A 1,884-nucleotide genomic window follows, 5' to 3' on the forward strand; every position below is an offset into this window, starting at 1 on the left:
CTTACCTGCCGCCGGGTTTAAACCTTGGCTGGTGGCCATTAGCACAGGCGTTATATGTGCGATTATGTTCTCTATTAAGCCACTGCTTGATTTATTTGATATTCCACCGCTTAGAGTATTACGCCGTAATTTAGGGGACAGACTAGCGGTAAGCCGTGTGCACTTAGGTTTAAGCGCGCTTACGGTGTTTTTATTAATGTGGTTATTTAGTAACAACATTAAAATAACGCTTATTTTATTTGTCTCTACGCTTGCTTTGATTGCGGTTTTGTTTGTTATTTCAAAACTAATATTTGGCGGTGGTCGTAAATTAGGTTTAAAACCAGGCAACAGTTGGTCGTTAGCTATTGCTTCTATACAAAAGCGTGCCAACGTAAATGCGGTGCAGCTTATTAGCTTTTCATTGGCGATTAAATTGCTATTGTTTTTGATTGTGCTTAAAAACGACATGATCTCAGATTGGCAGTCTCAATTACCCGCCGATGCACCTAATGCATTTTTAGTTAATATTACGCAAAACGAACTAGAGCCTGTAAATAATTACCTAGCAGAGAACGATATTTTAGTTTCGGATTTTTATCCAACCATTCGTGGGCGAGTAAATGCGGTAAATGGCGAGCTTGTGGCGCGTAAAGTGTCGTTGCAAGATAACGAGAAAAAAGATGAAGAAGCGCGTTCAGGCATTGGCCGTGAGCTTAATCTAACCTGGCTTGATAATGTGCCAGCTCAAAACGAAATTGTGCAAGGGCAGTGGTTTGGCGAAGGCGCAGTGGGTGAGGCATCGGTTGAGGAGTCTATGTTAGAGCGCCTAGACGTAGAAATAGGCGACACCTTAACATTTTTAATTGGTGCGCAATCATTTGACGCCAAAATTACCAGTGTGCGTAAAGTAAATTGGGCGACGCTAAAACCTAACTTTTTTATTATTTTAAGCCCCGATGTGCTAAAAGATTTTCCGGCAACGTATATTTCATCTGTGCGAATAGAGCCAGAGCAAAAGAAAGCGTTTAGCCAGTTACTGCGCACTTATCCAACCATTACCGCCATCGATGTAGATAACTTTGTTAAGCAAATACAATCAACCATTGAGCAGGTGTCGTTAGCTATTGGCTTTGTGCTTGCTATTGTGGTGTTGTGCGGCGCATTAGTGCTTATATCTCAGGTGCAAGCGAGCCTTGGCGAGCGAATGCAAGAAATAGTAATACTGCGAACGTTAGGCGCCAAAGGGCGGTTAATAAAAAATGCGACGCTTTATGAGTTTTTGCTATTAGGTGGCTTAGCTGGGTTTGTAGCCGCATTATTTAGTGATGTAGCCTTGCTGATTGTTCAGCAGCAAATGTTTGACTTAGCCGGTAAATTGCACCCAACAATTTGGCTAATAGGGCCAGTGTCGGGCGGGGTGTTTGTAGCCGCGCTTGGCTACTTTATGATTGCCCGTAAACTTAAACAAAATACCCAAGGCTTAGTACGTGCTTTAGCCTAAGCTATACTTTTAACGCTAAACGCCCGCACTAAGTTGCGGGCGTTTTTGTTTTTACTCGCCACTGGTAATTTATACAGTGCTCTGGCATTATTACCGTTATTGAAAAATAACAATAATGAGTGTGCTGTTTGGCCATTATTTTAGGGATAGACCCAGGTTCGCGTTTAACCGGTTATGGTGTGGTTGCGCATCAAGGCGCTAAATTTACCTATTTAGGAAGCGGGTGCATTAAATTAGCCGAGCATGAGTTCCCCATACGATTAAAAATGATCTACCAAGGGATCACGCAAATAATAGAGCAGTTCTCCCCCGAAACCTTTGCCATAGAAAAAGTATTTATGGCGCATAACCCGGATGCCGCGCTAAAACTTGGTCAAGCCCGAGGAGCCGCGATAGTGGGA

The 1,884-nt window shown here is 42.9% G+C and carries 2 protein-coding genes; both read left to right on the forward strand.

Translation table 11 applies throughout. The features are described 5' to 3' along the window. The coding region (locus L650_RS0100320) for an ABC transporter permease (protein WP_029771700.1) at positions 1–1,483 on the forward strand (1,483 nt) is incomplete at its 5' end. Between the two features lie 128 nt (positions 1,484–1,611). Beyond that, a partial coding sequence (ruvC, locus tag L650_RS0100325; RefSeq protein ID WP_029771703.1) for a crossover junction endodeoxyribonuclease RuvC occupies positions 1,612–1,884 on the forward strand: 273 nt, incomplete at its 3' end.

The sequence above is a fragment of the Pseudoalteromonas sp. TB51 genome (genome assembly GCF_000498055.1).
In the GTDB taxonomy this organism is placed as follows: Bacteria; Pseudomonadota; Gammaproteobacteria; order Enterobacterales; family Alteromonadaceae; genus Pseudoalteromonas; species Pseudoalteromonas atlantica.